21 protein-coding genes are annotated in these 25854 nt (G+C 54.3%); 17 read left to right on the forward strand and 4 right to left on the reverse strand.

Going from position 1 to position 25854, the window contains the following annotated elements:
* Nucleotides 1-54 precede the first annotated feature (54 nt).
* Both E1757_RS02915 and E1757_RS02920 read left to right on the forward strand, forming a co-directional pair.
* Nucleotides 55-1881, forward strand: coding sequence for a sensor histidine kinase (locus E1757_RS02915; RefSeq protein ID WP_133225304.1), 1827 nt, complete (start codon nucleotides 55-57; stop codon nucleotides 1879-1881).
* The gene (locus E1757_RS02920; RefSeq protein WP_165971932.1) at nucleotides 1853-3466 is read left to right on the forward strand and encodes a response regulator transcription factor; all 1614 of its coding nucleotides are present in this window, start codon (nucleotides 1853-1855) and stop codon (nucleotides 3464-3466) included. The genes E1757_RS02915 and E1757_RS02920 overlap by 29 nt, the downstream gene beginning before the upstream one ends.
* A 13-nt stretch (nucleotides 3467-3479) precedes the next feature.
* On the opposite strand, the gene E1757_RS02925 is transcribed toward E1757_RS02920, so the two are convergent.
* Nucleotides 3480-4130 carry an HAD family hydrolase gene (locus E1757_RS02925; protein WP_133225306.1) on the reverse strand — a complete coding sequence of 217 codons (651 nt, stop codon included), beginning with the start codon at nucleotides 4128-4130 and terminating at the stop codon, nucleotides 3480-3482.
* Between the two features lie 287 nt (nucleotides 4131-4417).
* Between E1757_RS02925 and E1757_RS02930 the strand changes: the two genes are divergently transcribed.
* The 4 genes from E1757_RS02930 (at nucleotide 4418) to E1757_RS02945 (ending at nucleotide 8470) form a co-directional block, all read left to right on the forward strand.
* A complete protein-coding gene (locus E1757_RS02930; protein ID WP_133225307.1) occupies nucleotides 4418-5131 on the forward strand; it encodes a FadR/GntR family transcriptional regulator in 714 nt (237 codons plus the stop codon).
* Between the two features lie 225 nt (nucleotides 5132-5356).
* Nucleotides 5357-6103 (forward strand): (Fe-S)-binding protein, encoded by a 747-nt coding sequence (locus E1757_RS02935; protein WP_133225308.1) that lies wholly within the window; start codon nucleotides 5357-5359, stop codon nucleotides 6101-6103.
* Nucleotides 6084-7703, forward strand: a complete 1620-nt coding sequence (locus E1757_RS02940) for a LutB/LldF family L-lactate oxidation iron-sulfur protein (protein ID WP_133225309.1) — start codon at nucleotides 6084-6086, stop codon at nucleotides 7701-7703. Before E1757_RS02935 ends, E1757_RS02940 begins: the two co-directional genes overlap by 20 nt.
* A complete protein-coding gene (locus E1757_RS02945; protein WP_133225310.1) occupies nucleotides 7700-8470 on the forward strand; it encodes a LutC/YkgG family protein in 771 nt (256 codons plus the stop codon). The genes E1757_RS02940 and E1757_RS02945 overlap by 4 nt, the downstream gene beginning before the upstream one ends.
* Nucleotides 8471-8663: 193 nt before the next feature.
* Here E1757_RS02945 and E1757_RS02950 read toward each other — a convergent pair whose 3' ends face one another.
* On the reverse strand, nucleotides 8664-9188 hold the full coding sequence (locus E1757_RS02950; RefSeq protein ID WP_133225311.1) for a YfiT family bacillithiol transferase: 525 nt from the start codon (nucleotides 9186-9188) through the stop codon (nucleotides 8664-8666).
* A gap of 260 nt (nucleotides 9189-9448) precedes the next feature.
* Between E1757_RS02950 and E1757_RS02955 the strand changes: the two genes are divergently transcribed.
* The 5 genes from E1757_RS02955 to E1757_RS02975 all read left to right on the forward strand — a co-directional run bounded on the left by E1757_RS02955 (nucleotide 9449) and on the right by E1757_RS02975 (nucleotide 14798).
* Nucleotides 9449-10054: a VC0807 family protein gene (locus E1757_RS02955; protein ID WP_133225312.1), complete on the forward strand. Its 606-nt coding sequence runs from the start codon at nucleotides 9449-9451 to the stop codon at nucleotides 10052-10054.
* 21 nt (nucleotides 10055-10075) lie between these two features.
* Nucleotides 10076-10690: a TetR/AcrR family transcriptional regulator gene (locus E1757_RS02960; RefSeq protein ID WP_133225313.1), complete on the forward strand. Its 615-nt coding sequence runs from the start codon at nucleotides 10076-10078 to the stop codon at nucleotides 10688-10690.
* A 490-nt stretch (nucleotides 10691-11180) separates the two neighbouring features.
* Entirely contained in the window at nucleotides 11181-12140 is a 960-nt protein-coding gene (locus E1757_RS02965; protein ID WP_133225314.1) for an ABC transporter permease, read from the forward strand.
* 66 nt (nucleotides 12141-12206) lie between these two features.
* On the forward strand, nucleotides 12207-13088 hold the full coding sequence (locus tag E1757_RS02970; RefSeq protein WP_133225315.1) for a carbohydrate ABC transporter permease: 882 nt from the start codon (nucleotides 12207-12209) through the stop codon (nucleotides 13086-13088).
* Nucleotides 13089-13232: 144 nt separating this feature from the next.
* Entirely contained in the window at nucleotides 13233-14798 is a 1566-nt protein-coding gene (locus E1757_RS02975; RefSeq protein WP_133225316.1) for an extracellular solute-binding protein, read from the forward strand.
* A 298-nt stretch (nucleotides 14799-15096) separates the two neighbouring features.
* Here E1757_RS02975 and E1757_RS02980 read toward each other — a convergent pair whose 3' ends face one another.
* The gene (locus tag E1757_RS02980; RefSeq protein WP_246079022.1) at nucleotides 15097-17421 is read right to left on the reverse strand and encodes a helix-turn-helix domain-containing protein; all 2325 of its coding nucleotides are present in this window, start codon (nucleotides 17419-17421) and stop codon (nucleotides 15097-15099) included.
* Nucleotides 17422-17830: 409 nt separating this feature from the next.
* On the opposite strand from E1757_RS02980, the gene E1757_RS02985 reads away from it, so the two are divergent.
* The 5 genes from E1757_RS02985 to E1757_RS03005 all read left to right on the forward strand — a co-directional run bounded on the left by E1757_RS02985 (nucleotide 17831) and on the right by E1757_RS03005 (nucleotide 23597).
* Nucleotides 17831-18760: an ABC transporter permease gene (locus E1757_RS02985; protein WP_246079023.1), complete on the forward strand. Its 930-nt coding sequence runs from the start codon at nucleotides 17831-17833 to the stop codon at nucleotides 18758-18760.
* Between the two features lie 18 nt (nucleotides 18761-18778).
* Nucleotides 18779-19660 carry a carbohydrate ABC transporter permease gene (locus tag E1757_RS02990; protein ID WP_133225318.1) on the forward strand — a complete coding sequence of 294 codons (882 nt, stop codon included), beginning with the start codon at nucleotides 18779-18781 and terminating at the stop codon, nucleotides 19658-19660.
* Nucleotides 19661-19890: 230 nt separating this feature from the next.
* Nucleotides 19891-20802 (forward strand): hypothetical protein, encoded by a 912-nt coding sequence (locus E1757_RS02995; protein ID WP_133225319.1) that lies wholly within the window; start codon nucleotides 19891-19893, stop codon nucleotides 20800-20802.
* Nucleotides 20803-20937: 135 nt separating this feature from the next.
* The gene (locus E1757_RS03000) at nucleotides 20938-22479 is read left to right on the forward strand and encodes an extracellular solute-binding protein (RefSeq protein ID WP_133225320.1); all 1542 of its coding nucleotides are present in this window, start codon (nucleotides 20938-20940) and stop codon (nucleotides 22477-22479) included.
* Between the two features lie 32 nt (nucleotides 22480-22511).
* Nucleotides 22512-23597, forward strand: a complete 1086-nt coding sequence (locus tag E1757_RS03005) for a mandelate racemase/muconate lactonizing enzyme family protein (protein ID WP_133225321.1) — start codon at nucleotides 22512-22514, stop codon at nucleotides 23595-23597.
* Between the two features lie 84 nt (nucleotides 23598-23681).
* Here E1757_RS03005 and E1757_RS03010 read toward each other — a convergent pair whose 3' ends face one another.
* Nucleotides 23682-24485, reverse strand: coding sequence for an IclR family transcriptional regulator (locus E1757_RS03010; protein WP_133225322.1), 804 nt, complete (start codon nucleotides 24483-24485; stop codon nucleotides 23682-23684).
* Nucleotides 24486-24691: 206 nt separating this feature from the next.
* Here E1757_RS03010 and E1757_RS03015 point away from each other — a divergent pair, with 206 nt between their 5' ends.
* Complete coding sequence (locus tag E1757_RS03015; protein ID WP_133225323.1) at nucleotides 24692-25840, forward strand: mandelate racemase/muconate lactonizing enzyme family protein; 1149 nt, start codon at nucleotides 24692-24694, stop codon at nucleotides 25838-25840.
* Nucleotides 25841-25854 lie beyond the last annotated feature (14 nt).

Consider the following 25854-nt stretch of genomic DNA (forward strand, 5'->3'; position numbering starts at 1 on the left):
CGCATTCAAAACCGGAAAATATGTAGTATGATACGTATTGGGAGGGAGTGAACTATGCTGCGATCTCGATTACAACGGCTGCGTTCGGTCTGGCGGCACAGAGCCTTCGGCATTCAATGGAAAATATTCGCTTCATTCGGCCTCATTACCGTTATTGCCGTCGCGCTCGTTGGAGCGGGCGCCTACTACTATGCGGCTGAAACGATCAAGCAGAACGCCGTCGCCTCGATTACCGATAGCATCGAGCATGCGAACGACAATCTGCAAATGATGCTCGACGATATGGATAAAATAAGCACGGTTGTGGTTGAAAATAAGGAGATCGTCGCGGGCGCCATTAACAGCGGCCATACCGCTCTGTCTTACGAATGGTTTATGGAAAAAAAGCGGGTGGACGAATGGTTATCCACCTTGTCCGCGTATAAAACGTACATTTCCGGCATGACCGTCATCGGTGCAAACGGCAAACGATTCGCCGCCGACGGCAAGCAGCAGATCGGCATCGACCCGGAGGTGTTCCGGCGCATTATTGGCCAAAATAAAAAGTCGATCCATCTCGTCGCAGGCGTCCCTGTCATCGGCAGGCCCATATACTTGAGCGGGCAGCCGGTCGGCATCGTCGCCGTCGCCTTTAATCCGGCGGTTTTGTCGAAGCTGTTTTCGATTCAGCCTTTGGCGGACAGCAACATTGCCGTGATCGATCGCAGCGGGGACATCGTGTTTCAATCGCAGCCGACCTCCGCTTCGAATGTCATCGAACCGTCCTCCATCGCGGAGGCGGCGGGCAAGCAGAAGGAGCGGCCCGGCAGCCGGATGATTGACGTCGGAGGCCGCAGTTATTTGGCCGTCGATTATACGTCGGCTTTTACCGAATGGACTACAATCGGGATGATTCCGGAAAATACCCTTTTGCAAAAAGTGTACCATATCCGCAGGCTGTTCATGATGATTTCAGTTGCCATCCTGCTGGCCGTCCTGCTGCTGTCGATGCAAATCTCCAATCATATTACAAAAAATTTGCGGCAGCTGCGCAATGCGATGCGCCTTGTCAGTCAAGGCCATCTGCTGGCCAAGCCGAAAATTTACACAAAGGACGAGGTGGGGCAGCTAAACGTCATTTTCAGCTCGATGATGGACAACATCCAAAGCTTGATGCGCGATATCGAGCTGCGAGAGCGGCAAAAGCGGAGGGCGCAGCTGCAGGCGCTGCAAAATCAGGTGGCGCCGCATTTTTTGTGCAATACGTTGAATGTGATCCATTATTTGGCCGAAATTCAGCATGCTTACAATATCAAGGAAGTATCGGGGGCGTTAATCGACCTGATGCGGGAAACGCTCGACAGCGGCCGCGAGTTCATTACGATAGCCGAAGAGCTGGAATACGCGCAAAAATATTTGAGCATCCAGAAGTACAAATTTCTCGATCAGCTGGCAGTGACGGTCGATGTCGAACCGGGCATCGAAAGCTGCTTGACTCCCAAAATGATTTTGCAGCCGATCGTCGAAAATTCGATCAAGCACGGCTTGGGCAGCCTTCCGCGCAGAGGCATGATCTCGATTAAAATTTACGCGGAGGGGGCTGACATCAAGTATGCGGTAACGGATAACGGCGTAGGCATGAACGAGGAGCAGATGAGCCGGATTATGAGCTGGAGCCAGGCGGGACCGGACGGCGTACCGCAGCGGGAGACGGTGCACAGCCTGTCCGAAGAACCGGGCGGAATCGGGCTTCGCAATGTGCATGAACGGATCGTCATGTATTACGGCGAGCGCTACGGCCTGGCGATTTTCAGCGACCCGGGTCTTTTTACGACAGTTGAAATTTCCATTCCATTGTGCAAGGGGGAGACTTATGAAGCTGAACGTGCTTATTGCGGATGACGAGCTGCTGATGCGCAACCGGCTCAGGTCGATGATCGCTTGGGAGAAGATGGGCTACAGCCTGTGCGGGGAAGCGTCCAACGGGGCGGAAGCCGAGCGGATGATCGATGAGCTGCAGCCGGAAATCGTCATCCTGGACATCCATATGCCGCTTGTAGACGGCGTATGCATCGCCAAGTCGCTGCACGACCGGCGCCGCTTCAGCAAGTTCATTGTGCTGAGCAGCTATGACAATTTCGATTACGTCAGAGACACGATGAGCTACGGTGCGATCGATTATTTGCTGAAGCACCGGCTCGATCCGCCGACCTTGCTCGAAGCGCTGCATAAAACGCGGGAGCGGATCAGGCTGGAGGCGGCGAATCATCGCGAGAAGGAAACCGCGTTCAAATTCCGCGACATGTACAGTCCGATGCTGACGCAAAAGATGATCCACGATCTCATACTCGGCATCGGGCAAATAAAGGAGGAGGGCTATGAGCATTTGAAAGCCAGCTTCAGCCCCCACCTGTCGCGCAATATGCTTTTGCTGGTGCTCCAAATCGACCGCATCGAGGCGGTCGCCGAAAAGCAGTCGGAGGAAGAAACGGCGTCGATGATCCGGACAATCCATCAATTATGCAAGCAGGCGATCGGCGAGCTGAGACACGGCTATGTGACCTATATGGATAAGGGACGATTTGCGCTGCTGCTGTCGTTTGCCGACGTGAAAAGCGAGCATGCGATTTTCCAGACCGTCTTTACGTTCAGGCAAAGGCTGGAGCAGACGCTGAAAATGTACTTGAATTTGTCTGCCGTCATCGGGCAGAGCGGGCTGTTCCATGCGCTGGGGGAGGTGGCGTCGCGCTACCAGTCGGCGGTTCGGCAAATGTACGAGGTATCCGGTTCGGCGCTGCGGATCAGACTGCATGATCAGCCGCTGCCGGCGATGACCATACGTCAGGAGAAAGGGCTGCTCGCCAGCATCGACGAGCTGGACGCGCCGGGCATGGAGCAGGTAGTGAAGAGCTTGTTCCGCAGCGGGGCGCTGGCCGGCGACGATGCCCAACTGCATATGCTGGTTAACGAGCTGATGCATATCGCGGTCAAGGTATGCGCCAGATCGGGACTCGAAGCCGGCTGGATCCGCAGCGTCTGGACTTCGGTCCTGCAGATGGAGCCGGAGCCCGAACGGGTCAGAGATCAACTGATCGCGACGTTCGCCCGGCTGATCGCCCAGCTTGAGCAAAGCGCCGGCGCGAAGCGGGTATCCAAATATGTCGGGGAAGCGATCCATTATGTAAAAAGCAATTACAACAAAAATATTTCGCTGGAGGAAACGGCCGGCCAAATTAAAATTTCACCGGCCTATTTAAGCAAACTGTTCAAGGACGAGATGAACGTGCCGTTCACGGAATATTTGAACCAGGTGAGGATCGAGGCGAGCCGCAAGCTGATCGAGCACGGAAGCTTTAAAGTGAAAGATTTGTTCGAGACGGTCGGATTTAACAATTACAGCTACTTTATAAAAGTGTTCAAAGAAATCGTAGGCATGACACCGCATATATATTCCAAAAAACGGAACGGCCGCCGCAGCTCCTCCTGAACATTGCCGAGCCCTACAGGTAGGCGTGCAGCTCGCGAATCCGTTCAATCCGACCGATAGCCGCCACGCCTCTGCTCTCCATTACGTCCAGATCGGTCTGATAGCTGATAAAAGGAACCCCGGCGTCGTTGGCGGCTTTGCCGTCGATCCACGAGTCGCCGAGGGAGATCCAGCCGCTGCGGGGAATATGGGGACATCGTTCGAGCACATAATGATAGCCGGATGGCGACGGCTTGAGCGCGCTCATCTGCTCCCTGCCGGCGATCAGCTCGAAGCATGCGGCGATTCCCGTTTCCCGCAGCGCATGCAAGGCGGCGGGCAGGGCGTTGTTCGTCACGACCGTCAGCGTCAGTTTGCCGCGGACCGCGTCCAGAAAGTCGCGGACACCGGGCTCCAATCCGGCGCCCTGCATACCGGCCAGCTCATGCCGGGAAGCGATGTCCCATACTTGACGTTCCAGTTCGCCGCTTAAGCTTTGCCCGCGGGCCAGCTCGATGACCGTCGCCGTCGTATGCCGCTCGATGGGCAGGTCGTCCGGCAGTATGCGGCGCTCGACCAAAAAATCGAAAATCGCGAGCTTCATCGCGGGGAAGTCGATGGTTGATTTTAAAATCGTATTATCCATATCGAAAATGATGCCTTGAATTTGTCCCCGGTTATCCATGGGTCCGCCCCCGCTCCGTTTGTTCTAAAAGCTGTCGTTCTTTACGCATATCGTATCACAGCGAACGATCCGGCGGGAAGCCGGAACGCCCGGCCACCCGGATCACCGGGGGCGATATTCCGCGCTTTTGCAACTGTGCCCCGAAGGAGGCGACAGGCGCTTTGGAAAGAAATTGGACTGGCGGCGGCGTATCGGTATAATAGGGGATATACAGAGACTGTCGATGAAAAGGGATAAAGGCTTGGAGAATAGCTTCAGGGTGGGGCTCAATCGAGAGGGTGATCCGTTTGGAAATTCAAAAAATAGCGCCGCGCAAAATATACGAAGTGATAGCGGACCGGATTAAGGAGCAGATCGTCAGCGGTGCGCTGAAGCCGGGCGAAAAGCTGCCGTCGACGAAGGAGCTGGCCGAGCGGTTTCAGGTCGGACGGTCTACGCTGCGCGAAGCGTTGAGTGCGCTGAAAGCGATGGGGCTGGTCGAAATCCATCAGGGTGAGGGCAGCTACGTGCGCAGCATCGAGCCGCAAACTGTGGATTTGCCGGTATTCGACGCGCTGCTGATGAACCGCGAAACGGTGATCGAGCTGATCGAAGCCCGCAAAGCGCTGGAAATTTCCAACGCGGCGCTGGCCGCAGAGAAGCGGACCGATGAGGATTTGCAAAAATTCGAGGCGGTCTTGGGCAAAATGGAGCAGGTTTTGGGCGATGAAGAGGAAGGCGAACGGTCGGATATGCTGTTCCATCTGACGCTGGCGGAGGCGACGCACAACGCGATTATGGCCCGACTCCTCGATTCGATCTCGACGCAAATGCAGGTCGCGATCCGCGAGACGAGGCGGCTGCAGATGTATGCGAACAAGACGGTTTCCACGCAGCTGTGGCAGGAGCACAAAGCGATTTTCGAGGCGATCCGGAGCCGGGATGCGTCGGCGGCCCAGGAAGCGATGCGCAAACATTTGTTCCATGTCGAGCAGGTGCTGCTGCGGTATTTGAAAAAGTGAACTCGTTCAGCGTTGCTGAACATCGGGGAATCAGATGGGGACTCTACCTCACCTGATTCAAGGCCACCTTAGAGGCGGGGGTCTTAACCCGATAAAGTCGTAATCGGATAAACCGCGGAGCACAAAGGGAATTCCCGAAATCAGCGGCAAAGGACTTCCCAAAACTCAACTTATCTGATAACCTGATAACTGGAAGAGATGCTTAAAGTAAAGGTAGGATTGCCGATGCGAGTTTCCATATTTATTACATGCTTGGCGGATCAATTGTATCCGGAGGTAGGAGAAAGCGTTGTCAGGCTGCTGCACCGCTACGGCTGCGAGGTCGATTTTCCCGAGCTGCAGACGTGCTGCGGCCAGCCTGCGTTTAACAGCGGTTACCAGGATGAGGCCCGCGAGGTGGCCAGAGGGATGATCCGCGCGTTCGAACATAGCGACTACGTGGTGTCGCCCTCGGGTTCCTGTACGGGGATGGTGCATCACTATTACCCGCAGCTGTTTGCCGACGAGCCGGAGTGGCTGGGCAAAGCCGAGGCGCTGGTCGAAAAGACGTACGAATTTTCGCAGTTTCTGGTCAACGTGCTGGGCGTGGCCGATGTGGGCGCCGTTCTAAACGAAAAAGTTACTTATCACCCGTCATGCCACGCGATGCGCCTGCTCGGGGTCAGGGATGAACCCGTCAAGCTGCTGGCCAACGTCAAAGGGCTCGAGCTGATCGATCTGCCGAAAAAAGAAGACTGCTGCGGCTTCGGCGGCACGTTTGCGGTTAAAATGGCGGATATGTCGGAAGCGATGGTATGCGAGAAGGCGGGGCATGTATGCTCAACCGGAGCGGGTGTGCTGGTCGGTACGGATATGGGCTGTCTGATGAATATCGGCGGACGTTTGAATAAAGAGAACCAACCGGTTCGCGTCATGCATTTGGCGCAGCTGCTGGAGGAAGGGGTGAAGCAGAGTGAGTCAGGCGACAAATGAAAAAGAGCTTATCGGGACCGGCTTAAAAAAGCGGACCGAGGAAGCGCTGGCCGATGACTTTCTGCGCAAGGCGGTCGCATTTACGACGGATAAGCTGAAAACCGGGAAGCTCAAGGCGATGGACGACTTCGGCCAATGGGAAGCGTGGCGCGAGCGGGGGCAGCAAATTCGCAAGCACGTCATCGATCATCTCGATTACTATTTGACGCAATTTACCGACAACGTGGCGAAGGCGGGCGGACACGTCTATTTTTGCCGGACGGCCGAAGAAGCGGTCAAGGTGTTCATGGACTTGGCGGAGAAGCGCAAGGCCAAGCTGGTCGCCAAAGGCAAATCGATGGTATCCGAGGAAATCCATCTGAACCATCATTTGGAGGAGCGAGGCATCGAGGCGATCGAGACCGATCTGGGCGAATATATATTGCAGCTGGCGAAGGAAACCCCTTCGCACTTGATTATCCCGGCGATCCATAAGAACAAGCAGCAAATCGCCGATCTGTTCAACGAGGAGTCCGGCGAGACGTTCCCGCCGGAAACGAAGGTGCTGGCCGGCTATGCGAAGCAGCGGCTGCGCAATTATTTCCTGGAGGCCGATATCGGCCTCACCGGCTGCAATTTCGGCGTCGCCGAATCCGGATCGATCACGCTCGTATCGAACGAAGGGAACGGGCGGATGGTCAGCACGATTCCGAAATCGCATGTCGTGATCATGGGGATGGAACGGCTCGTGCCGACGTTCGACGACCTGGAGGTCGTGCTCAATCTGCTGGCGCGCAGCGCGACCGGTCAGAAGCTGACGACGTACACGTCGATGATTACGGGACCACGCCGTGCGGGCGAGCTCGACGGACCGGAGGAGCTGCACCTGATTGTTTTGGACAACGGCCGTTCGGCGCAGCTGGGCGATCCGGTGTTTCAGGAAGTGCTGCACTGCATCCGCTGTGCAGCATGCCTGAACGTGTGCCCCGTGTATCGCCACGTGGGCGGACACACCTACGGCAGCGTGTACAGCGGCCCGATCGGGGCCGTTCTGACGCCGCTGCTGCAGCAGGACATGAAGGAAGCGGGCCAGCTGGCCTACGCTTCCAGCCTGTGCGGGGCATGCTACGAGGCATGCCCGGTCAAGATCCCGCTGCACGACATGCTCGTGCAGCTGCGCGCCCGCAAGGTCAAGCTGGGGCTGACCCCGCTTGCCGAGCGCGCCGCCTTCAAAACGTTCCAAACGGCGTTCGGGAACGTGAAGCTGTACAAAATGGCGACGAAGTCCGCCTATTATATGCAGAAGCCCTTCATCAGCAAAGGCTTCATCAAGAATGGGCCGGGACCGATGTCCGGCTGGACGCAGTCGCGCTTCTTCCCGATGAAGCCGAAGCAATCGTTCCGCGACCGCTGGGCGGCGCTGCAGCAGGAGCTTGCGGCCGGCGGCGGGGGCGGCATTGGCGGTGCGGAAGCGCCGCGGGAGCGGAATGTGTCAACCGGCTTGCCGGACTCGCCGGGTTCATCAGGCTCATCGGGCCCGCAAGACATGTCAGGCGCGGCGGGCGGCGCCAACGGGAATGCCGCTGAAGGATCGGCGTATAAGCGGGGTGACAATCAATGAGTACAGGCAGCATACAAGGACGCGAGGCGTTCATTGCCAATATTTCGTCGCGGCTCGGCCGCAAAACGCCGGCAGCCGCGGCGCCGGAGCATCCGCATCGCGGCGCGCCGGATTTCTACAAAGCGGTCGAACGGACGACCGACGAGCGGATTCAGCTGTTTACCGACAACTGGATGGCGCTGACTGGCAAGGTGCTCGTCGTCGAGGCCTCCGAAGCGCCGGAGCGGATCGGCGGCTGGCTGCAGGAGATTGCGGGCGAGCTGAAGGTCACGCGCGTTTCCCGCTGGGAGCATGACGGCCTCGCCGCGCTCGGCCTCGACGAAGCGCTCGCCGCTGCGGGCGTCGAGGTCGTGCCGTGGAAGGAAGCGGCCGCAGACGGCGATGAAGAGCTGCCGGCTGCCGATGCCGGCTCCAACTGGGCGCGGCGCAGCGAGCTGCTGCGCCGCACCGAACGGTGCCAGCTGGGCATCGTCTGGCCGGATTACGCGATCGCCAACACGAGCACGCTCGTGCTGCAATGCTCGCCGGAGCGGGGGCGTTCGGTCAGCCTGCTCACCGATATTTTGTTCGCCGTATTCCGGGCGGACCAACTGGTTACCCGGATGGGCGAGGCGTTCGACGGCGTGAGGGAAGGCAAAACCGCCGCCGCTCAATACCCGTCGTCGCTCAACCTGATCACGGGCCCGAGCCGAAGCGCCGATATCGAGAACGATTTGACGATCGGCATTCACGGTCCTGGCAAAGTCTACGCCGTCATTATCAAGTAAGCGTTCTTGACGGGACTTTGTGCCCTCGACTCCGGATTTCAACCGCTGGAGCAGGTACGATCCAGAAATTGGGGGTCAGCCGTCATTCGTTTAAATGATCCGCCGGCAGGCTTTACACCGGACTTCCGGATCGCGACCGTCCGCCGATACTTTTACGGCGGGCGGTCGTTTGTTTTTTCGAAACAATGACTGCTCAATGCCACCCCGAACGCTGTTTCAGAGCGGCGATTTGCGCGATATGATGCCGGTCGTGCCAAGCGTATCTTTGCATGGCCGTATCAAGACTCATGACGCCGTGCGTGGGGCTCGTAAATGTTCTTTGAAAGTCCGTAGGATGCAAGGAGCGGAGCAAGGCCGCAAAACGGCCGTAAAGCGACTCCATCATAACCAGCGAAGCTTCAATGGGCACTTGGTAATCGCCGAGCTCCGCCCATAAATCTTCCCGGTAAGAACCGGCAATCGGGCGTTCCTCCGTAAGCGCCCGCTTGAATCGGATAAAGGCGTTCATATCGTTATCGGCCATGTGATGGATGACCTGCCGGACAGTCCAGCCTCCAGGCCGGTACGGTGTCTCCAGCTGCTCTGAATTCAGGCTCTGCACATTCAGCCTGACGATGCTCGGAATTTCCGTCATTTCCCCGATCCAGCTGCTGCGCTGCTCCGGAGTCGGATTCGGCACCGGTTCGAATGTTCCGATCGGATAACGGAGACGATCCATATACTCACCCTCTTAACGGTTTGAATTTGAAACGGTCAACCTATTCTCTTATTCAATTCCCAGTGCGTGAATTCCTTGCCGGCATGTATTCGATTTTCCCATTGACATACCTACCGAAGGTATGTAAAATAAATAATACCTACCGAAGGTATGTGGATGCAATTACCGCAATTTGCGATACGGCAGTTCCTTACCCTATTCCGTATGCGGAATCACGGACTTTCACGAACGAGCTTTCCGGCAGAAAGGAACCGAGTCCAATGAACAAGACGAGAAATGAAATTATGATTACGGTTTTGTTGAACATTGCATTGCCTTATTTGGCCTACACGCTGCTGGTTCCTTATACGAGCGGGCTCACGGCCCTCTCGGCGGCCGCATTGATCCCGTTATGCGATTCGTTGTTTAATTTGATCCGGACAAGGAAGGTGGACGCCTTCTCCAGCTTTATTCTTCTCAGCATTGTGCTCGGGATCGCAGCCGTCTTCATTGGCGGGGATGAGAGATTTATTTTGCTGCGGGAGTCTTATATTACGGGGGTCATGGGCATCCTGTTTATGGCTTCCCTTTGCTTTGCCAGACCGCTCATTTATTATTTTGCCGAAAGGTTTATGGGACGCGATTCGAGCCTAGACGAGAAATGGACCCGGTTTCCGGGTGTGCGGCGAACGTTTCGGATGATCACGCTCGTCTGGGGAATAAGCCTGCTTTTCGAGGCTTGTTTGAAGGTTATGCTCGTCTATTCGATCTCGGTGCCCGATTTTCTGATCGTCTCTCCGATCGTCACCTACGGCATTATCGGATTGACAATCTGGTGGAACGTTCAATTTGTCCGGCAAGTAAAGAGGAAGTCCGCGATACAATAAACGTACATTGAGGTGATCCCCATGAAAGAGAAATCGATCAATCCGAGTCTTCAGCTCATTCTTGACATAGCCGAGCGGCTGATCGTGGAGAAAGGCTGCCGAAATACGACGCTGCAGGATATTGCCGATCAGGGCGGTTTGACCAAAGGCGCGATTTACCATTACGTGAAGAGTAAGGACGAGCTGTTCGCCCTTATTTTGGAGGCCGGGCTGCAGCAGGCGAACCGGCTCTTTCTCGAATCGGTATCGGACGCGGCAGCGCATAAAACGGGGCCTGCGGGTCCTTTCGAGGCTTTGTCGGTAAGGCTGCAAAACATGGCCGGCGGAAGCAGCGCCGCCAATCTCATATTCATTTACTTGCTGAGCCAGAAAGATAACCCCGCCGTAACCAATATGTTGAACCGCTACTATGAAACCTCAATTCAGATGACGAAAAAGTGGATTGAGGTCGGGAAGCGGCACAATGTAATCCCCGGCTACATTAACGAGGAGAAGGCGGCCCGAATGTTCGCCATCTTGAGAAACGGCCTGCAGATTCAAAATATTTTGACGCCGGATTCCGGAACCGTTTCCGACCGCGAACTTTACGAATTTCTTATGAATGCATTAGGTGTAAAGGACGCTTCACCGCAATAATGAGACCAGGGACATGCCGCCCCAATCAGAGTGAAGCATGCGATGGAGAAATTGTACCCGGAATACGACAAAGACGCCCCGTACTCATCCCTCCCCACGCTCAAACGTATGGCTTTGCACAGAAAAGGACCTGGCGGTCAAATCTTCCGCCGGTTTTTTTGTGTTTTGGAAATTATGAGCAGCAAATTTCTGTGGATAACCGGGGGCTCCCCCAAAAGTAAGGTCAAGAGTTGCGTGCACTCTTGACGAAACCCGGGGGGTACGGGTTAGCGGAATCGGCTTCGGAGCTTCACGTCACTTTTGGGGGACTTTGTTGCGCTTCATAAAAATTTGATGTTTCCTTCAAAAATGTTTTTATTTTTGCCGGAATGCGCCATGCTACGATAATTGCAGCGAGTCGGGAGCCAACTGATCCGCAAAAGAATGGGGGGCGTTATGGAAGCGTTAACAATTTCGAGGCGTCTGCGACAGACGGGAAAGGAATGAGGCGATGAGTCTTGAAGCTGCAAAAAGCGGGAGCCGGACTGGTGTGCAAGTGAAGAGCAGGTCGGCGCTCTGGCCGGAATTAAGGCGCGACAAATTTTTGTACCTGTTGATTACGCCGGGAGTGCTCTATTTTGTCATTTTCAAATACATCCCGATGTGGGGCATCATGATCTCCTTTCAGGATTATTCCCCGTATTTGGGCGTGCTCAAAAGCGACTGGGTCGGGCTCGAGCATTTCACCCGGTTTTTTACGAATCCGAGCTTTTTCCTGCTGTTCCGCAATACGATGATGATCAGCCTGCTGAGCCTGGTGTTCTTTTTTCCGCTGCCGATTTTGCTGTCCTTATGCATGAACGAGGTTGCTAACCGGTATTTCAAGCGGACGATCCAGTCGATCGTATATTTGCCGCATTTTTTATCGTGGGTCATTATTGCCGGGATCACCTTTCTGCTGTTCTCCCAATCGACCGGTGTGGTCAATATGATGCTGGAATACGCGGGCCTGCAAAAAATCGATTTTTTAACGAGAGAGAGCATGTTTTGGGGGATTTTGACGGCGCAAAATATTTGGAAGGATACGGGCTGGGGGACGATCATTTTTTTGGCGGCCATTGCAGGCATCGACCCTCAGCTGTATGAAGCGGCCAAGATGGACGGCGCTCACCGCATCAGGCAAATGTGGCATATTACGCTGCCGGGTATCCGCAATGTAATCGTCATTTTGCTTATTTTACGGCTCGGCCATATTATGGATGTCGGCTTCGAGCAGGTGCTGCTCATGTCGAACGGCGCTGTGGCGAACGTGGCGGACGTGTTCGAAACGTATATTTACCGAAACGGGATCCAGCAGGGCCAATTCAGCTATACGACGGCGGTCGGACTGTTTAAATCGGTCATCGGGCTCGTGCTCGTTATCGGGGCCAACTGGCTGGCCAAACGATTCGGGGAAGAAGGCGTATATTAAGCCGGCCTTCGCTTGCGCAGCTGCGAGGCAGGCTGCGTCCAACCGGCACATAAGGAGGAAGCGCGAATGAGGGAAAGCGCAGGAGACCGGCTGTTTGCTGCCGGGATTATCGTCATTTTGATTGTTGTCGGGCTCGTCACTTTGTTCCCGCTGTACTATGTGTTCGTCGTTTCGTTTACGGAACCGTTCGAGTACATCCAGAAAAACGGCTTTGTGCTTCTGCCGGAAACGTGGAGCGTCGGCGCCTATCAATATTTGCTGTCGACCTCGGCGTTCGTCAATGCGACCGCGACGAGCGCCTTTCTGGCTACCGTCGGGACGGCCTTGAGTCTCATGGTGACATCCGCCTTCTCGTTCGGGCTGTCCCGCAAAAGGCTGCGCGGACGGAAATTTTTGCTCATGATGGTGCTGTTCACGATATTGTTTAATCCCGGCATTATTCCGGTTTATTTGCTGGTGCGGGATTTCGGTCTGATCAACAGCATTTGGTCGCTCATTATCCCGGTGCTGACGAGCGGCTGGTACGTCATCTTGATGAAAAGCTTTTTTGACAGCATCCCCGTCGAGCTGGAGGAAGCGGCGATGATCGACGGATGTCACGATCTAAGCACGTTTTTCCGCATCATACTGCCGCTTTCCGCGCCATCGCTGGCCGCCTTCGGGCTTTTTTACGCGGTAGCCTACTGGAACACGTTTTTTAGCGCCGTGCTGTATATTAACGATTTCACGAAGGTGCCGCTGCAAATCGTGCTGCGCAACATGCTGATCGATTCCGATACGGCCGTTGGCGGCGCGACCGCGGTGGAGATGGCTTCGGACCGGCAGCTGCCCACCCAGACGATTAAAATGGCGGCGGTTGTCATTTCCACGTTGCCGATTTTGCTGGTGTACCCGTTTCTGCAAAAGCATTTTACGAAAGGCGTCATGCTGGGGTCGGTCAAAGGCTAGGGCTACTGCGTAAGGAAAGATGACGGCCTGCATGACCGCATGCAGCCTGGCGTCCGGCCCGGCCGGAGGAGACGCCCCTTCGTTCTGGATTGATAAGCGAAATTGAAAGCGTGTACGAATAATAATTCCGGGAGATGAGTCCGTATGAAATTGAATTCGCCGATGAATTCGGCCAAGCCGTCGAACAAACAGACCGTTTTTGCTGTATCCTCGTTAGTTGCATTGGCAGCGCTGACCGCGGCCTGCACGCCGATGGCGCCTACGACTCCGGCAGGCAAAGATGCGGGAGGCACCAAGGAAGACGCGAAGACTCCGGGCAAAACGACGGAGATTAAAATTTTGGTCGACTATACGATCGCACAGCCGCCGGGCACGGATAATCCGGTGTGGAAAGAATTCGAGAAACGAACGAACACGAAGCTGACCGTGCAATGGGTGCCGGGGGCGGATTACGGAGACCGGGTCAACGTGGCGCTGGCCGCAGGCGATATTCCCGATTTGATCAAAATCCCGAATATTACGACTCCGCTGTTTCGACAAATGGTCAAGCAGGGCGCTTTTTGGGATTTGACGCCTTACGTTAAGGATTACAAAAATTTGATGGCTCTGGACCCGACCATTTGGAACAACACGAAGATCGACGGCAAGTCGTATGCCGTGCCTGCGGGACGGCCTTTGAACGGCGGCGGCTTTGCTTCGATCCGCAAGGACTGGCTGGATAAGCTCGGACTGAAAATGCCGACCAACATGGATGAGCTGTACACGGCGATGAAAGCGTTCAAAGACAACGCCCCCGACGGCAAAAAGGATACGGTCGGCTACACGATGCGCTCCGCCGACTTTCTGGAGGAAGTGTTTACCGGGACGGTCGGCAAATGGAAGGCGGTTGACGGCAAGCTGGTCAACATGATCCTGGAGCCGGAAATGCGGGAAGCGCTGACCTATAAGCGCAAGCTGTTTCAGGAGGGCTTGATCCCTCAAGATTTTCCGGTGCTGAAGGAGACCCAATACTGGGAGCTGGCGGCCGGCGGTCGGGCCGGCGTGACGGCGGAAACGCCCGAGGCTTTGTTCCGCTATACGATGGATCAGTGGAAGCGCGATCCGAAGGTAGAATGGACGCCGATGCTGTCGCTGGCCCCGAAAGCGGGAGGCAAGCCTTACGTGCCGCAAAATACGGGCTTTAACGGCGTGCTGGCCATACCGAAGACAGTGCCGGAGGACAAGATGAGGTCCATTCTGAAATTTATCGACTACGGCTCGGGCGGCGAAGGTCTGGACCTGACCCTCTACGGCATTAAAGGCGTTCATTACAACGAGGTCGACGGTCTGAAAGTGTCTACGGATAAAGCGGTGAGCGACAGCGTCGGTACGGCCACATGGGGTAAAATGTTCAGCACGCCCGTGCTCGATCTGTGGCAGTACGCGGCAGGCATGCCGAAAGAAATTTATCAGCGCAATGTGAAAATCGCCGAGGAAAAGGCGAAAATATCGATTCCCGATCCGGCGATCGGGCTTGTTTCCGAAACGGAGCTGAAGATGGGCGCCGATTACACGAAAAAGATCGCCGACATGAAGACCCAGGTGACGATCGGCAAGCAGACGCTGGAAGATTGGGACAAATTCGTGGCCCAACTGAAAAGCGACGCCAATTACCAGAAAATTATCGAAGAAATGAACGCCGAGTATAAAAAACGGCAGGCCCAGAAGTAATCGGATCCGCAGCCGGTTAGGCACTTTCGGCCGCCGGACAGCGGCATGTCGATTCCAAGCAAGCTTCTTCGCTCCAATGAATAGAATGAAACGCGCAAACCTGGCCGTCGGCCAGGTTTTTTTGCTGTTCAGGAAATTATGCGCAGCATATTTCCGTGCATAATCGGGGGCTCCCCCAAAAGTAAGGTCAAGAGTTGCCTGCACTCTTGACGAATCCCGGTGGATACGGGTTAGCGGAATTCGCTTCAGGGCTTCACTTCACTTTTGGGGGACTTTGTTCCTGGCGCGTGCCGAACCGCTACCCTCCCCGGTTGACTGCCCCGTTGGCGTACGTCTCGCGGTATTTGCCCGGAGTCACGCCGACCATTTTGCGGAAATAGCGGATAAAGTTTTGCGGGTTATGATAACGCAGCTTTTCGGCGATTTCCGAAATTTTCATGCTGCCATCCTCCAGCAGCTCCTTCGCTACGTTGAGCCGGTGCTGCGACAAATATTCGCTGAAGTTGACGCCGAGCTCGTTCTTCAGCACGCGGCTTATATAGCTCGAATGATAGTTAAGCCGGGAAGCGCATATTTCCAGCGTGAGGTCGGTATCGTATTCCTCCTGCACCATGCGGATCACTTCGCGGGAAATGTTCTGGAATTTCGTTTTGCGCCGTTCCTCGAACAGCGGCAGCAGCGGCCGGATCATTTTATGCTTCAGCCATTCGCGGATATCCGCCTTGGATTTGAGCTCCAGCAATTCCTCGAAGGAAGGCTTGTCGTTCTCGAACACGGAATGGAAGGCCGCGCCGGAATCTTGAATGAGCCGGGTCAGATCGACAAAAAAGCGGACGAGAGAAACCTGGTACTCGCTGTACGTGGCGCAATACCGGGCGATTTCCTCCAGAAACCGCTCCAGCAAAAGGTCGATCTGCTCATGATCGGCATATTTCACGGCTTGAATGAGAGCTTTCTCCGTCTCCTCCGGAAATTGGCCCAGCTCGATTTTGCCCGCCTGCTGCTGATCGTAATAAAGAATCGTGTTTTGCCCGGCGAGCGGCCTGTTTCTCAGTGCCTTCAAGCTTTCGTCATACGCCTGCGGCGCATCCTTGATATCCTCATACGGCCTGCTGATCCCGATGCTGATCGGAATGCTCAGATAGCGGCCGATTTCCAGCTTGATTTTATCTACCATGGCGACGGTAAACTCGCGGAATTCATGGATCGAATGCCGGTTCGTATGGACGATCGTGATCTGGTACTTATGAATCGTAATCGGCAGAAGCCGCTGCTTGTATGGAATGATGTCGTTGATCATGTTGTTGATCGCGAACAGCAGCAGATCGCGGTCCCGCTCCTTGAACCGGCTGCCCTCCAACGTGTCGATCTGCAGCGCGAGCACGACAATCCAGTCGATTCGGTACGGAGGCGCGCTCATCAAGATCGGCAGCTTTTCGTTCATTTCGGCATGCCTTAGCTCGCCCTGAATCAGCTTGAGCACGAACAATTCCTGAAGCTGCTTGACTTGCCCGCTGAGTTGCTGCGACATTTGACGGTGCAGCGTCTGCAGGTGGGAGATGCTCCGGTTGATCAGCTCGAACTCGTTCGTCCGATCGTCGGCGGCTGCGGGTCCGTCTTGCCCGTGCTGGCGTTCTCCGGGGGGCGGAAACGACGCCTGCAGCTTCTGGATCGGCTTATACAGCTTGCGGGAAACAAGCAGCGAGATGAGGACGCCGACAACAAGCAGCAGCAGGCAGGAGCTGACGACGATCCAGCCGGTTTGCCGGGATTCCTTATAGATGTCTTCCAGCGGGATGATCGATAAATAGGTCCAGGAGTTATAGGCCGATTGCTGCCGGACGATGCCTACCGGATCGCCGTTCAGCCTGGCGGTCAATTCGCCGGACGGCGAATTCGTCGCGGCGAGGTTCTTGTACAGCGATTCGATCTCCGAGTTTTGGCCGCTGAAATTTTCGTTTTGAATGGCCAAAATATGATGGGCCCGGTCGAAAATAATGACCTCGCCGAGCGGATTGTTTTTGCTGATCAAGGAAGACAGCTCGCGGCCCGGTATTTCCGCGATGATAAGCGCCGTCGGCTTATCCGAATTGGCCGGAATTTTTTTGACCAGACTGACGATCCGGGTTTGCGCGTTCCGGTTTTCCTTCGTCAGGCCGCTCTGCTCGCTTGTCCAAAATTTCGAATCCGCTATATTAAGGTACTGGTTGAACCGCTCCTTGTAGTCAATTTCGTCGAACGTGTAAAAGCCGCTGTTGTTGATGATCCAGCCCTTTTGCAAATTAATGAGATGCACGTCCTGAACGCCGACGTCGAACGTCTGCATCCGGTACATCGACTGCGTCAGCTCATTGAACAGCTGAAATTTGGACGGCGTTATATATGTATCCAGCGATTCCACGACGCTGCTGCTCTCCGCGAACCGTTCCAGCGACCGGTCGACCGTCTGCAGCACCTGCTCCACGCGCAGCCGGGTCAGCATCAGAATGTGCACGTTGCCTTCGTTCACCTTGCTTTGGATCGATTCGGTCGCCCGGTTGTAGAAGATTGCGCCCAGCAGCAGAACGGGAACCGTGCTCAGACAGAGGCTGAATAAAAGCAGTTTGGTCAAGTACCGGTTCATACGGAACAAAACAAAGCACCGCCTTACGTATGTTTTGCAATGAATGCGCTCTCCAAATGACTTGCTTCAATTATAGGGCATGAAAAATAAAAAATATATGGACGATTTCTGCCACGCTCTCCGAATAACGCAACGATTGTCCGAAATCGGTTATGGAGGGATCAATCCGTCTTTTTCGTGACACCTGTTTGTCTGTGTAATGATTATATTAAGTCGCTTTCATGATTATGAACAGGCGGAAGCATGCGGTTTCACACGGTTTTCAAATGGTTCGTTAAAGATTCTATCCGGTAACGGTCGGCTTTGTTATGTTTACATCAGGCAATCGCTGCGAACGAGCTGCGGGCCGGAAGCTTGCGAATCTACGGGTCAGGGGGGCATAGCCTTGAATGTCAGCGCAGCCAAGGAATTGGGCGTATCGCGAAAAAGCGTGCGGACGGAATGGAAAAAACGGCTTATTAAAAACCGCTGGCTCTACTTCATGCTGTTTCCGGGCGTACTGTACTTTATTTTGTTTAAATATTTGCCGATGTGGGGAGTCATGATCGCATTCCAGGATTATTCGCCGTTTTCCGGGTTTTGGGGCAGCGAATGGGTCGGTCTTAAACATTTTGCCACGATTTTCGATGACGATTCCACCTTTCAGATTTTCATCAATACGATTATTTTGGCCGTTTACAATTTATTTTTCTTTTTCCCGCTGCCGATCATTATTGCTTTAATGCTGAATGAAATGCGCAAGGAGCTGTTTAAACGGCTCGTTCAGACACTCATTTATATCCCCCATTTCATTTCATGGGTCGTCGTGGTCGGGATCGCTTACATCCTGTTTACGACGGAGGGCGGCATTGTCAACGATGTGCTCGTTTCGCTCGGTGGAAATAAAATTAATTTTTTGCTCAGCAAGGAATGGTTCAGGACGATGATTACGAGCGAGGTAATCTGGAAAGAAACGGGCTGGGGCACGATCCTGTTCTTCGCGGCCTTGGCCGGCGTCGATCCGCAGCAGTACGAAGCGGCCCGCATCGACGGGGCTACCCGGTGGCAGCAGATGGTGCATGTCACGCTGCCGGCGATCAAAAGCACGATCATCATTTTGCTCATTTTAAGGCTTGGCCATTTTCTCGATTCCGGCTTCGAGCAAATTTTTTTGATGCTGAACCCGATGAACCGCGAGGTCGGTGAAGTTTTCGATACGTATGTATACGCCAAAGGGATCGAGCAGGGCAATTTCAGCTATGCGACAGCGGTCAATTTGTTCAAATCGGTTGTCGGCATCATTCTGGTGCTCGTCTCCAACCATTTGGCGAAGCGGGCCGGAGAAGAAGGCATTTATTAGGAAAAGGAGTGAGCCCCGATGATCAAAGACCGTTCCTTCGGCAGCCGTTTGTTCGATGCGTTCAATTACACGTTTCTCTCGTTGTTTGCGCTGGCTACGGTGCTGCCGTTCATTTATGTCGTTGCCGGGTCGTTTACGTCCCCGGAGGAAATGATTATGAAAAAGTTCGTGCTGTTTCCGACCCAGTTTTCTTTGGCGGGGTACAAGTATATTTTCTCCTCGAACATTATTTTGAGCAGTCTCGGGGTGACGATATTTGTAACGGCTGCCGGTACGCTGATCAACCTGCTGTTCACCTGTCTGATGGCATACCCGCTGGCCCGCAAAGATTTGGACGGACGGCGCCCGATCCTGCTGATGGTTATATTTTCGATGCTGTTCAGCGGCGGCATGATTCCGACCTACCTGATCGTCAAGGAGCTGGGCTTGCTCAATTCGTTTTGGGCGCTGCTGCTGCCCGGAGCGATCAGCGCGTTTAATTTGATCGTGTTGAAAAATTTTTTCCAGCAAATGCCCGAGGGTATGGAGGAGGCGGCCAAAATAGACGGCTGCAACGATCTGCGCATTTTGTTTCAAATCGTGATGCCGTTGTCGCTGCCGGCGATTGCGACCTTCGCCCTGTTTTACGCGGTAGGGCATTGGAACTCGTTCTTCTCGGCCGTGTTGTACATTAACGATAACCGGATGTGGCCGGTGCAAGTATGGCTGAGGCAGATCGTCATTTTGTCGCAGGGCGGCATAGGCGACTCGACGGCGTTCGATCAGACGTACATCGTTCCTCCTGCGCAAATTATCAAGATGGCGGTCATCGTCATATCGACGCTGCCGATTCTGTGCGTGTACCCGTTTTTGCAAAAGCATTTCGCCAAAGGCGCCATGATCGGCTCCGTCAAAGGCTGACGATTGCCGGTATACAAGGCTCGCCAATCGTTTCGGCTTGCGGGCGGCGGGCAGGTTTTGCCGGGTTCCAAGTTCGCTCTGCCAAAGGGGTGTGTGAGGTGACAAATTGCGAGGGAACGCAAACGGTAAGCATTCGTTCTTGCGCTTTGGGGGGATGTCATCCTCCGTAAACGCATGTCGCAGCCGGCGGGAGGGCAGATGAACAATTATGAATAAAGGAGTGGATTTCAATGTCGGAGCATGTGACCCACACAGCGGTGCTGGAGGATTGCTTTAATCTGATGTTCGCCTCGGACGGCATCAACCCGGCTTTCAAGGAGGCGGGCAGAAAGTATCCGCATTTTGCGCAGTTCGGAAGCGTCACGCGGTCGGGGGACCGGTTCACCATCAATTTATTGAAGGATTACCGCGGAAGATGGGAATCCCGGACGCCGGAAGACAAGCTCGATTACAAGCTGGCGTTTATATTGGGCTGGCTGTCCCACCGGGCCGCCGATCGCCAAATGAAGCCGGTGTTCCGCGAAGCGGAGCCGGAATCGACGCAGTTTCCGACCGACTGCAGCGTGTATCACGACGCGTTTATATTCAGCGAGCTGTATACGAATCATGCGAATTCGCCGTTTCATTTTCAATTGGCCAGCTTCGAGAACGGCATCGCCAGCCTGCCGGTTTCGGCCGAGTTCAATATGAAGGCGGTCACCGATTTTTATCGGATTTTGCATCAGAGAGCACTGATCGAGATGCATACATTCATTCCCGATACGGATGATATTGAAGGCTGGATGGATAAGCTGTATGCTCGACATCAGGAGCAAATCATTCAGCTGGAACGGTATGCGGAGGCGGTCGTATCGCCGGACCCGGCGAAAGTGAAGCGGTTCGTGGTCGACACAAACTTTTATGACCGCAATGAGCCGATATTGCAGCTGACCGCATCGCTCAGGAAAGGCGGGCAAGCGACCGGGGAGCAGCTGCAAGCGGCGGTGAATGCCGAACCGCGCAGCCATTACGGCAATGCCATTAAGACCGGCTTTCATTATATTTATTATGCGAGCCGGTTTTTTTCCGGCGTCATCGATGAAGAGGAGCTCAGAGACAAGCTTGACATCGGTAAAAAAGGGCGCGACGGCCAGTCGGTCTGATCGGCGCGCGGCGCGCGGGAGCGTGTGCCGAACCGGCAGCTGCGGCCGCAGCCGGCCTGTCGGCAACGGAATATGAAAGAGCAGACACGCTTCCGGCGGCCGCTTTTCCTAATTTTACAATAAGGGGGAACTATCATGGTATACGGCAACAGTCAAAGCAAGCATTGGCGAAAGCTATCGGCCGTCAGTTTGGTAACCGCCTTCTCGCTGGGCTTGATCGGATGCAGCGGCAGCGCGGGTACGCCGGCGCCGGGCGATAAGAAAGCGTCAGAGGAAAGCAAGGAGCCTTTTCGCATCACGATGATGAACCAGAGCGTATTGGCGGAGCCTCCGCGGGCTGACGATCCGATCGTTAAAGCGGTTGAGAAGCATACGAATACGAAGCTGGAAATTCAGTGGGTGCCCGGCTCCACCTACGATGAGAAGCTGAATGCCACGGTCGCCTCCGGGCAGCTGCCGATGGTCATTCTCGTCAACGGCAAGCCGATGCCGATCATCAATGCGATTCGCGCCGGCCACTTCTGGGAAATCGGCTCGTATTTGAAAGATTATCCGAATCTGGAAAGAGCCATGAACAAGGATGTGCTGAGAAACACAGCGGTCGATAATAAAAATTATTATATTTTCAGAAGCCGTTCGCTTGTCGGGGACGGCATGATTTACCGGACGGACTGGCTGCAGTCGCTGGGGCTGAAGCCGCCGGCCAATCTCGATGAGCTGTACAATGTAATCAAGGCGTTTACGCTTAACGATCCGGACAAAAACGGCAAGCAGGATACGATCGGGATGGGCGAGGAGTCGTCGATCCGAGGATTTAAGTTCGTTATGGCTGCAAACGGCGGGGGCAATGAATGGGAGCTGAAGGACGGCAAGCTGGCGCCGACGACGTTCACCAAGCCATATTTGGATACGATGAACTTTTACCGCAGACTGTACCAGGAGAAGCTGATCAATCTCGACTTCGCCATTACGACCCGGGTGAAAAATATCGACAACGTCAACAAAGGGTTGTACGGGCTGCGGCTCGGCGACCCGGACTTTATTACGAGACATTCCGAGCTGTTCAAAATCAATCCGAAGGCGGAGCTCGACGTTTCGAGTACGATCAACGGGCCTCAAGGAGCCAAGGTGCTGATGGACAGCGGCTGGTCCGGCGCGTTCCTGATCCCGAAGCAGAGCGTCAAGACGGAGGCGGAGCTGAAAAAAATATTGGCTTACTTCGACAAGCTGTCGGATGAGGCGGGACAAAATATTTTTGAATGGGGCCTTGAAGGGGTTCATTATACGGTTGAGAACGGCAAAGCGAAACGGACGCCCGAGCAGGATACGAAATACGCCTCCGAGGTGATCCATCTGCAGCAGGCGATGCAGGTTTCGGACGGCTCGCGCGCGATGCCGGGCGATATGGACAAATATACGGCAAAATATAAAGCGGCCAAAAAAGCGGTGGCGAACAATCTGGTTGTCAATCCGGCGGCCGCCTACATTACGCCTACGCTGGTCAGCAAAGGGTCGGAGCTGAATAAAATTGTTAACGACGGACGGGTCAAGTACATTATGGGCGAAATCGACGAAAAAGGCTGGAAGGACGTTCTGGACAAATGGACGAAAGCTGGCGGAGACAAGGTGATCGAGGAAATCAATCAGGAATATGCCAAAGATCCGAACAAAAAGTAAGCGAAAAACGAATCACTGGAGGATGCTTATAAATGAAAGTTACGAACATCATTTCCTATACAGGCAGCGGCTTGTTCTATGTCAAGGTGGAGACGGACGAAGGCGTCACCGGTTACGGCGAATGCAGTCCGATGCAGGTCGATACGATTTTGCAGATCGTGAACGGCGTCATTAAACCGCAGCTGATCGGAATGGACCCGTTCGACATCGAAAAAATCGAAGAGAAGATCATGAGAAAGCATTATAAAATATCCGGGCAGCTGCTGGCGATGGCTTACAGCGGCGTCGAAATCGCCTTGTGGGACGCGAAAGCGAAATATGTGAACCAGCCTTTATACAATTTACTGGGCGGGAAGTACAGAGCGGTGATTCCATTGTACGGATCGAGCATGAGCCGCGATTTGACCCATGAGCAGGAAGCCGACAAGCTGCGCGAGGGGCTGGAGAAGTACAGCTTCAAGGCGGTCAAAATTAAAGTCGGTCCGCGCTACGGCACCGGCCTCCCGGTCGATCTGAGCGATGACGCCCGGAAGGTACGCAAGGTGAGGGAGGCGATCGGCCCCGACTGCCGGCTGATGATCGACGGCAACAGCTCGTATACGTATATTCAGGCCGTTCAGCTGTACGATAAGATCAAGGAATACGACATCCACCATTACGAGGAGCCATGCCCTTATTACGATGTGGATGCATATGTGAAATTATGCGGGACGCTGCCGGTGCCGATTCACGTGGGCGAGCAGGATTGGAACCTGTTCACGTTCCGCGATTTTATCGCCAAGGGCGCCTGCCATCTGTATGCGGCCGACCCGATCAAATGCGGCGGGCTGCTGAGCGCCAAACGGGCGGCGACGTTGTGCCGGGCGTTCAACATTCATTACGTGCCGCATAACACTACCCGCGGAGTCGGCTTTGCGGCCGCCCTGCATTTGGCGGGAAGCACGCCGGAATGCACCAGCTACTACGAATATTCGATCGAGAAAAACAATTTGCGGGAACAATTGCTGAAGGAGCAGTTCGTTGTCGAAGACGGCTACATCCATGTGCCCGACGGCCCGGGGCTGGGCATCGAGCTGGACGAGGAAAAAATGGAACGGCTGCTGCAGGTGTCGAGGTAGCAGCGGGTATAAAGTTGTTTGTTGGAAACGCGTTTTCGACCGCCGGCAACCGGTGGCGGGAAGCGTTTCTTTTTTTTCGTTAAATTAACGATACCCCAATTTGGCGGAAATTTCGATCGAGACATTCCGTACCATCTCGCCGATTTCCTTCAGCCGATCGTCGTCCATCCGCCATTTCGGGCCCGAAACGCTGAAGGAAGCGGCAGGTTCCTTCAAGTGATTGAAGATCGGAGCCGCAGCGCAGCGAACTTCCAGCTCGTGCTCGCCGTCGTCGATCGCATAGCCTCTCTGTTTGATCGTTTCCAAATCGTCAAGCAGCGCTCCGCGGGTAGCCAGCGTATGGGTCGTAAACGGCATCAGACCTTCGGCGATGACGGCTTCGAGCAGCGGCTTGGGCGAAAACGCCAATATCGCTTTACCGACTCCCGTACAATACATGGGATTGCGGAGCCCGATCTGGGAGTGCATGCGAATCGTTTTGGGCGATTCCACTTTATCGATATATACGACCCGCAGCCCGTCCCGCACGACCAAATGCACCGTTTCCCCGACCTGATCGGCAAGCTTGCGCAAAAGGGGCGAGGCAATATCGCGAATGTTCAAAGTTTTGAGTGCGATAGCGGCGAGCCGAAGGGAATACATGCCGATTCGGTAACGCTCCGTGAGGCTGTCCTGCTCGACAAGTCCAATCCTTTGAAAAGCGGCCAAATGCTTGCAGACGCTGCTCGGGTTTTCCTCAGCTAGGCGGGAGATCTCACTGACGGATGCCCCGCTTGTTTGGGTTTCGCAAATGTCGGCCAATATATGAAGCACATGCAGCGCCTTGACAACCGTGGAAGACGCCACTTTTTCCTTGTTTTTTCCTGCTTGCGCAATTCTCCGGGTCATGCCGGTCCCTCCTTCAAATTAAAAACGTTTGTCATTCAAATTGGAAACTATATTTTCAATTTTATTTATGAACATATGTTATTGCATAAAAAGGATAGGGTCAATGGCCAGTTAAATGGGTTGACAGGTTTTGGAAGCTGTTTTATAGTTTGTATATAATCAGAAATTATATTTCTATATTAGAAATAAGAGAGGAGCTTGATCTGGTGATTATTACGGATGTGGAAACGTTTATCGTAGGGAATCCATGGAAAAACTGGCTGTTCGTCAAATTGCACACGAAGGAAGGTGTTTACGGTATAGGCGAAGGAACGTTAAACGGTTTTGCCAAAACGGTCGAAGCCGCTATCCATGAGCTGAAGCATCTGTATATCGGCATGAACGTTCACGACGTAGAAACGATCGCCTTGAAAATGACGCGCGACGTTTATTCCGACGGAGGACAAATTCAAGGTTCCGCTTTGGCTGCAGTTGAAAGCGCTTGCTGGGATATTATCGGCAAGGAAGCGAACCAGCCGCTTTATAATCTTTTGGGGGGGAGATGCCACGAAAAGCTCCGCTGCTATGCCAACGGATGGTACCGCGGACCGCGCGATCCGCAAATGTTTCATGAAAAGGCGAAAGCAGTCGTCGACAAAGGCTACACGGCTTTAAAATTCGATCCGTTCGGGAACGCCTGGCGCACCGTGGAGAAAAGGGATTTTCAAACGGCGCTTGAAATTGTCGCTGCCGTTCGCGAGGCGGTCGGACCGGACGTCGATATTTTAATCGAAGGGCATAATCGTTTCAGCGTACATACGGCGCTGCAGTTTGCGGATGCGATGGTTCCGTATAAACCGGCATGGTTCGAGGCGCCGGTGCCGCCGCAAAATATTTCCTCTATGGTCGAGGTGGCCAAACGGAGTCCCGTGCCGATCGCTTGCGGCGAAGATTATTATTGCCGCGAACAGTTCGCCGAACTGTTGAAGCATGATGCGGTTCATATCATTCAGCTCGAACCCCAATACTTGGGGATTTCCGCCTCCAAACAAATCGGCGGCATGGTGCACGCCCATAACGGGGTCATTGCGCCGCATAGCGCGCAAGGGCCGATTTGCTCAGTCATTTGCGCTCATTTGAACATGGCGACTCCGAACTTCTTCATTCATGAAATTTTCGACGAATTTAACGAACCGTGGGAGGAGCATGTGCTGATCCCGCCGATGAAGGTCGAGAACGGTTATTTGCAGCCGCCCGAAGGTCCCGGTCTTGGCATCGATCTCAATCTGGAGGAAATCGCGAAGCATCCTTACCATCCCGGTCATTGGATTCCGCTCTTTAAACAAGGGTGGGAAAAGCGTCAAAAGCTTGATTAAGCAATTTACCAGGC

This window comes from Paenibacillus piri (assembly GCF_004354045.1).
Taxonomy (GTDB): domain Bacteria; phylum Bacillota; class Bacilli; order Paenibacillales; family NBRC-103111; genus Paenibacillus_S; species Paenibacillus_S piri.

Bases quoted from the DNA above. Each gene is read 5' to 3' on its own strand.
- E1757_RS02920 (WP_165971932.1), top strand. From the start codon at position 1,853: ATGAAGCTGAACGTGCTTATTGCGGATGACGAGCTGCTGATGCGCAAC.
- E1757_RS03010 (WP_133225322.1), bottom strand. From the start codon at position 24,485: ATGACCCGGAGAATTGCGCAAGCAGGAAAAAACAAGGAAAAAGTGGCG.
- E1757_RS03000 (WP_133225320.1), top strand. From the start codon at position 20,938: ATGGTATACGGCAACAGTCAAAGCAAGCATTGGCGAAAGCTATCGGCC.
- E1757_RS03005 (WP_133225321.1), top strand. From the start codon at position 22,512: ATGAAAGTTACGAACATCATTTCCTATACAGGCAGCGGCTTGTTCTAT.
- E1757_RS02960 (WP_133225313.1), top strand. From the start codon at position 10,076: ATGAAAGAGAAATCGATCAATCCGAGTCTTCAGCTCATTCTTGACATA.
- E1757_RS02995 (WP_133225319.1), top strand. From the start codon at position 19,891: ATGTCGGAGCATGTGACCCACACAGCGGTGCTGGAGGATTGCTTTAAT.
- E1757_RS02990 (WP_133225318.1), top strand. From the start codon at position 18,779: ATGATCAAAGACCGTTCCTTCGGCAGCCGTTTGTTCGATGCGTTCAAT.
- E1757_RS02945 (WP_133225310.1), top strand. From the start codon at position 7,700: ATGAGTACAGGCAGCATACAAGGACGCGAGGCGTTCATTGCCAATATT.
- E1757_RS02975 (WP_133225316.1), top strand. From the start codon at position 13,233: ATGAAATTGAATTCGCCGATGAATTCGGCCAAGCCGTCGAACAAACAG.
- E1757_RS02980 (WP_246079022.1), bottom strand. From the start codon at position 17,421: ATGAACCGGTACTTGACCAAACTGCTTTTATTCAGCCTCTGTCTGAGC.
- E1757_RS02965 (WP_133225314.1), top strand. From the start codon at position 11,181: ATGAGTCTTGAAGCTGCAAAAAGCGGGAGCCGGACTGGTGTGCAAGTG.
- E1757_RS02935 (WP_133225308.1), top strand. From the start codon at position 5,357: ATGCGAGTTTCCATATTTATTACATGCTTGGCGGATCAATTGTATCCG.
- E1757_RS02925 (WP_133225306.1), bottom strand. From the start codon at position 4,130: ATGGATAACCGGGGACAAATTCAAGGCATCATTTTCGATATGGATAAT.
- E1757_RS02970 (WP_133225315.1), top strand. From the start codon at position 12,207: ATGAGGGAAAGCGCAGGAGACCGGCTGTTTGCTGCCGGGATTATCGTC.
- E1757_RS02915 (WP_133225304.1), top strand. From the start codon at position 55: ATGCTGCGATCTCGATTACAACGGCTGCGTTCGGTCTGGCGGCACAGA.
- E1757_RS02950 (WP_133225311.1), bottom strand. From the start codon at position 9,188: ATGGATCGTCTCCGTTATCCGATCGGAACATTCGAACCGGTGCCGAAT.
- E1757_RS02955 (WP_133225312.1), top strand. From the start codon at position 9,449: ATGAACAAGACGAGAAATGAAATTATGATTACGGTTTTGTTGAACATT.